The sequence below is a fragment of the Alloalcanivorax gelatiniphagus genome (genome assembly GCF_005938655.1).
GTDB lineage: Bacteria > Pseudomonadota > Gammaproteobacteria > Pseudomonadales > Alcanivoracaceae > Alloalcanivorax > Alloalcanivorax gelatiniphagus.
This window is the reverse complement of record NZ_VCQT01000005.1, coordinates 1-5,893: the sequence shown is the minus strand read 5'-3', so window position 1 is coordinate 5,893 and position 5,893 is coordinate 1. Positions and strand designations below refer to the sequence as shown.

Annotated in this window: 5 protein-coding genes and 4 tRNA genes; all 9 read right to left on the bottom strand. The window is 63.8% G+C overall.

Annotated elements, in window-relative coordinates:
• Positions 1-169: 169 nt before the first annotated feature.
• Positions 170-245 (bottom strand) — tRNA-Thr (locus tag FGS76_RS00980).
• 47 nt (positions 246-292) lie between these two features.
• A tRNA-Gly gene (locus tag FGS76_RS00975) sits at positions 293-366 on the bottom strand.
• Positions 367-407: 41 nt separating this feature from the next.
• Positions 408-491 (bottom strand) — tRNA-Tyr (locus tag FGS76_RS00970).
• Positions 492-576: 85 nt separating this feature from the next.
• Positions 577-652, bottom strand: a tRNA-Thr gene (locus tag FGS76_RS00965).
• A 45-nt stretch (positions 653-697) separates the two neighbouring features.
• Entirely contained in the window at positions 698-1,360 is a 663-nt protein-coding gene (locus tag FGS76_RS00960) for an SPOR domain-containing protein (protein WP_138770762.1), read from the bottom strand.
• Between the two features lie 17 nt (positions 1,361-1,377).
• Positions 1,378-2,112: a type III pantothenate kinase gene (locus FGS76_RS00955; protein WP_138770761.1), complete on the bottom strand. Its 735-nt coding sequence runs from the start codon at positions 2,110-2,112 to the stop codon at positions 1,378-1,380.
• Positions 2,109-3,077, bottom strand: coding sequence for a biotin--[acetyl-CoA-carboxylase] ligase (locus FGS76_RS00950; RefSeq protein ID WP_138770760.1), 969 nt, complete (start codon positions 3,075-3,077; stop codon positions 2,109-2,111). Before FGS76_RS00950 ends, FGS76_RS00955 begins: the two co-directional genes overlap by 4 nt.
• A gap of 6 nt (positions 3,078-3,083) precedes the next feature.
• Positions 3,084-4,772: an AMP-binding protein gene (locus FGS76_RS00945; RefSeq protein ID WP_138770759.1), complete on the bottom strand. Its 1,689-nt coding sequence runs from the start codon at positions 4,770-4,772 to the stop codon at positions 3,084-3,086.
• Positions 4,773-4,839: 67 nt separating this feature from the next.
• Positions 4,840-5,265 (bottom strand): hypothetical protein, encoded by a 426-nt coding sequence (locus FGS76_RS00940; protein ID WP_138770758.1) that lies wholly within the window; start codon positions 5,263-5,265, stop codon positions 4,840-4,842.
• Positions 5,266-5,893: the final 628 nt, after the last annotated feature.

Here is a 5,893-nt window from a genome sequence, read left to right as displayed (position 1 = left end):
TTCAAACTTTTCCTTTGCCACGACTCTCTACCTCTCAACTTGGCTGTGCATTCCCGTCTGAACGGCGTGCGCCTTGGAAAACACATTTAAGGACCGCGCCACTCGCGGACCACCCTGGCACCACCAAGACACATGAAGCCGGGCCCAGGAAGTCCCTGGGCCCGGAGTTTGGAGCTCATGACCGGATTTGAACCGGTGACCTCACCCTTACCAAGGGTGTGCTCTACCTACTGAGCTACATGAGCGTAACCTTCATACTGCCCTGTCAGGCATCCAAATTGTTGCCGCAGACTGGAGCGGGCAGCGGGAATCGAACCCGCATCATCAGCTTGGAAGGCTGAGGTTCTACCGTTGAACTATGCCCGCGAACCTTCCAATTTCTGTCTTGCCAGCCTGCCGGCCAATTCTGGTGGAGGGGGGAGGATTCGAACCTCCGAAGCTTTCGCGTCAGATTTACAGTCTGATCCCTTTGGCCACTCGGGAACCCCTCCTGAAAAGGGCCTACATTCTCTTTACGCCGCAATCCCTTGTCAACCATATTTTCAGGGATTTTCAAGCCCTTAGGCGCGCTTGAAGTGGAGCTGGCGAGAGGAGTCGAACCCCCGACCGGCTGATTACAAATCAGCTGCTCTACCAACTGAGCTACGCCAGCAGCGTAAGGGCTGCGCATTCTATAGAAAGCCTTCCGGGGGTGCAATCATTGCGGTGCATTACAGGCCGCCCGGTCGCGCCCCACCCCGGGATTACCGATAAGAAAGTCGTCCAGCGCCGCCGCGCCGGCGGCCTGGGCCGGCAGATACAGCCAGTATTCGGTGACCGCCCGGGAGGTTTGCCGCACCCGGGCCGGATAGCCGGCGCCCTGCATTTTCACGCGCAGCCCTTCGGCGGATTCGGCACTGGAGAAGTAGCCCAGGGAAATGGCGTTGGCGTCTTCGCCGGTTTTGACGATAAAGCTGTCCACCCCCAGGGTCTGCAGTTCGCTGAGCACCTCCAGGGCCTGGTCCCGGCCCGGATAGGCCGGCAGGTACACCCAGTTGAGATGGTCCTTCTGCACGGAGACCGGGCGGATGCTGCCTTCCAGGCCGGCGGCGGCCAGTTGGATGCGGGCCCGTTCCGCCGCCCCTTCGCCGGCCCAGGGCCCGACCACCGGACACAGACCGGCGGGGGCGCCGGTCTCGGAAGGGGCCGGCTGGTCCCGGCGCGGGCGGGAGACTTCACTGAGCAGCCGCAGGGTGGGTCCCTGCGGTGCCGCCGTGGGGGCAGCCACCACCCCGGGCTCCGGGGCCAGCGCGGCCATCGTCAGCTGCCAGCCCAGGTACACCAGATTGACCACCAGCAGGCTGTAAAAGACCCAACGCACGGCTTCCCCTCCAAACCTTATTCTTGTCGCGCCGCCACCCGTTCCAGGCCGTCCAGCACCAGGTCTGGCAAGTGTAGGAAATCAAAGGAAAAAGAAGCGGAGAGTTCCTCCCCGTCGCCCCCGGTAACCAGCACCTTGCAAGTATCCGGAAGCCGTTCACGCAGTTCAACCACCACATCCGTGACGAACGCCACAGACATGCGCAGCAGGCCGTTATGGACGCATTCCCCGGTGGAGCGCCCCAGCCCCAGGTGGGCGTTGGCTTGCTCCACGTGCACGTCGGCGGTATCCCGCAGTAGCGCATTGCGCAGCATGCCCAGCCCGGGAACGATATAGCCGCCGAGAAAAGCCCCCTCGCCGTCCACCGCGTCGATGGTCAGGGCACTGCCACAATCGATAACGATACCGGCGCCGAAGCGCTGCCAGCATTCCACCAGCGCCACCCAGCGGTCGGCGCCCAGCCGGCGCGGCTCCGGGTAGCAGTTGCGAACCCCGAAATCCTGCTCCCGGGAATAATAAAAGCGCGCTTCCTGGCCGGTGCGCTCGCGCACCAGCTCGGCAATCCGCCGGTCCGCCTCGGGCCCGGCCACCGATGCCACCCACACCGATTCCGGCGGCGGCGATGATGAAAGGGGTATGTCCAGTGCCTTGACCCAGTCTCGGGCATGTACCTCGCCCCCCTGGGCCACCCGGTCGCCGTCACGACGGCGCCACTTCAGGGCGGTGTTGCCCACGTCCACGAACAATTTCATTGCAATCTGAGACTCACTTCCCCGCCATGCACAAAGCGGGTTTCCCCATCCATTTCGACGCACAGGGCGCCATCTTCACCCACCCCCCGGGCCACGGCCGGGCGGACACCCTCGGCGGCGTGCACCGTGACCGGCCGCCCCCGACAAAGATCCAGTGCCTCGAACGGCGCCATGAAGGGCGCGAAGCCGTCCACCGCGAACCGGTCCAGCATGTCGATCAGTTCCAGCGCCACCGCGGCCACCAGGTCGGTGCGCGACGGCGGCGAGGCGCAGGCACGCTGCAGGTCGATCCAGCTCTGGTCGATGGCGCCAGCCTGCCGGTCACTCATGGCCACATTGAGGCCCACGCCAACCACCACCTGCACCCCGCCTTCCATCTCGCCGGCCAACTCGATCAGTACGCCGCCCAGCTTGGCGCCGTCCACCAGCACATCGTTGGGCCACTTGAGGCCCACACCGAGCCCCGGTGCCAGCCGCTCAAGCGCCCTGGCCACCGCCACGCCGGCGGCCAGGCTCAGCCCGCCCAGGGCGGAAAAGCCCCCGGCCAGCTCATAAAGCACGCTGACATAGAGATTGGCGCCAAAGGGCGATTGCCAGGCACGGCCACGGCGGCCACGGCCGGCACTTTGGAACTCGGTGGTCACCACCACCGGCGATGCCTGGCCGGCGGCGGCCAGCGCCAGGGCGTCCGCATTGGTGGAGGCGGTCACCGGCTTGAACTTCAGCGACGCCCTGCCGTCCAGGGCCAGTGCCAGGGCCGCCGGGTCCAGCAGGTCCAGGGGCCGCGACAGGCGGTGCCCCTTGCCGCGCACCGACTCCACCGCCAGGCCCCATTCATCGAGACGCTGTACCCGTTTCCAGATCGCCGCCCGGGAAATGCCCAGCGCCTCGCCCAGTTCCGCCCCGGAGTGGAAGCGGCCATCGGCGAGATGCCGGATCAGGGTCAGATCCGCGTTGTCATCCATCCGTGCTCAGTGTTCCCAGATTACGCCACGAGAGGCGCCCCACTCCGGCAGATCCGCCGCGTAGTGTTTTTCGATCTCGTTGCGCTTCAGTTTAAGGGTTGGTGTGATCAGACCGTTCTCCACGGTCCAGGGAGTCTTGCACACCACCAGACAGCTGATCCGCTCATGGGGATCGAGCTGGTCGTTGACCCGAGCCAGCAGATCATTGAGCGCCCGGGTGAAGTTGTCCTTGCCGGCGCCCTTGCTGAGCTTCTCCTGCTCTTCCGGCGTCAGGTTCAGCAGCGCGATGGGCTGGGACATATTGGCCCCCACCACACAGGCCAGCTCCACGCCGGGCTGGCTCGCCAACCGGTTTTCGATGGGCGCCGGCGCCACGTATTTGCCCTTCTCGGTCTTGAAGATTTCCTTGATCCGGCCGGTGATACGCAGACGGCCACGGTCATCGATCTCGCCCACATCGCCGGTTTTCAACCAGCCGTCCTCGGACAGCACTTCGGCGGTGAGGTCGGCCTGCTTGTAATAACCACTCATATTGCCGACGCTGCGCACTTCCACTTCGCCGGCTTCGCCGATGCGGCACTCCACCCCGTCGTTGGGCGAACCCACCCAGCCGATGCGCTGGTCGCCTTGCTCGGTGGTGTGCGACCAGCCGAAGTTCTCGGTCATTCCGTACACTTCCAGGATCTCCAGGCCCAGCTTGTTGAACCAGGAAATGATCTCGGTGGACAGCGGGGCCGCGCCGGACAGCGCCACCCGGCATTCGTCCAGGCCCATCGCGCCCAGCACTTTCTTCTTGATCACGCGGTTGAGCAAGGGAATTTTCAGCAGGGTATCGAGTTTCTTCGGCGGCACCGCCTCGGACGCCTTCTGATAAAACTTGGACCAGATTCTCGGCACCGCGAAGAACAGCGTGGGCTTGGCGCGCTTGATGTCCTCGCCAAAGGTCTCCAGGGACTCGGCGAAGAACACCTTGTTGCCGGTGTAGAGCATGGCCATCTCCACCGCCGCCCGTTCGGCCACATGGGACAGAGGCAGGTAGGAAATCATCCGGTCATCCGGCTCCAGGTCGTACACCCGGATCACCTTGTCGCCCACCGACGACAGGCTCTGATACTGGTGCATCACGCCCTTGGGCACCCCGGTGGTGCCGGAGGTATAGATAATGGTGGCCAGATCCTCCGGCGTCGGCCGGGCGGCTTCCGCCAGCGGCTGGTGCTGGCTGATGATATCCGCCCATTGCGGCGCCTGGGCACGCACGTCGTCCGGCGCCAGGGAAAAGGCGATCTGCTTGACGTCGGCGGGCACCCCGCCCTTCATCATCTCCCAGTCGTCCAGTTTGCCCACGAACAGCAGGCGGGACTCACTGTGCTCCAGAATCAGCTTCACCGAATCCGCCATCAGCGTCGGGTAAAGCGGCACGCTCACGCCACCGGCGATCCAGATGGCCAGGTCGGCGATGATCCACTCGGCACAGTTCTTGGAAACCAGGGCCACCCGGTCGCCGGCCTGCACGCCCTGCTCCTTGAGAAACGAAGCCATCCGGTACGCTTCATCCGCCACCTGCTCCCAGGTGTACTCACGCACCTGGCCATCGCCCAGGGGCTGCACCATGGCAATCCGGTCACCGTGCTGCTTGCGCCGATCCTCCAGCGCCTGGATGGGGGTTTTCATCATCGTCTTATTGTCGTTCGTCATCCTTATCACCTTTTCCCAAACCAAAAGAAATTACGGGCCGACAATCCCGCCGACCCGACCAACGGCTTTAACCAGGAATCTCCAACGTGCGCGGATAGCAACGGAATACCGGCCCCATGAACAACGCCGTACCCAACCCCCAGGCCGCATTCAGCAAAAAGCCTCCGGCCCAGGTCACGGCCGAGACCGGCAACCCCTTCAAGGGGAACACCAGCAGCATGGCCACCACCGTCGGCGCGATAGCGCCGAACAACAGGGACACCCACCAGAACAACCGCGCCGGCTTATAGCGGACCAGCCACCACAACGGCAGCGCCCACACCCCGCCCCAGAACGCCAGGGAAAGAACCGCCGGCACGCCCAGAGGCGGCGTCGACGACCAGTTATAAGCCGCCGCCGGCGTTACACCACTGAAATGCAGCAATGCCAGCAGACCCTGATGAAAAACCAAAGTCGCCAATGCGCCTGCGGCAAAGGACTTGACCCACTGCATAACAGCTCCGTCGATACATGACATCCTGAGCATAGAGATACATTAGGGCGGGATAAAGGGCGACCGACGAAAAGCCGCCCCCGATGGGGCTAGGGGTCGGACCACCGGAAGTGGGGCTAGGGGTCGGACCACCGGAAGAGTTTGATTTGGCATGGTTTTCCGGTCTGAGAGCGCGCTCTGGAGGTGTTAGGTGATGCTGGTCGGCTTTATAGAGGACCGCTAAGCCGTTTTTGAGGGGGTGTTTTTGGTGGGAATTGTTTTGGAAACAGGGGGTTATCGGGGTCCGACCCCGAGGGGGTCCGGCTGGTCTGAGAGCGCGCTCTGGAGGTGTTAGGTGGTGCTTGGGGGCTTTATGGAGGGCCGCTAAGCCGTTTTTGAGGGGGTGTTTTGGGGGGGGAACTGGTTTGGAAACAGGGGGTTACCGAGGTCCGACCCTGAGGGGGTTGGCACGGTATGCCTGACGGGGTGGAGGGCTGACCTACTTTAGGTGGCGAGCGGTGCTCGCCATCGCTTCGCGACGCCTTCGGCGCCTCCGCCTGGCACCTGCGGTGCATCGGCGGTCACATGGGCCTTTGTAGGGGGAGACGGCATCAAATCCTAAATACAAAAAACCCCCGACACTGGCGTG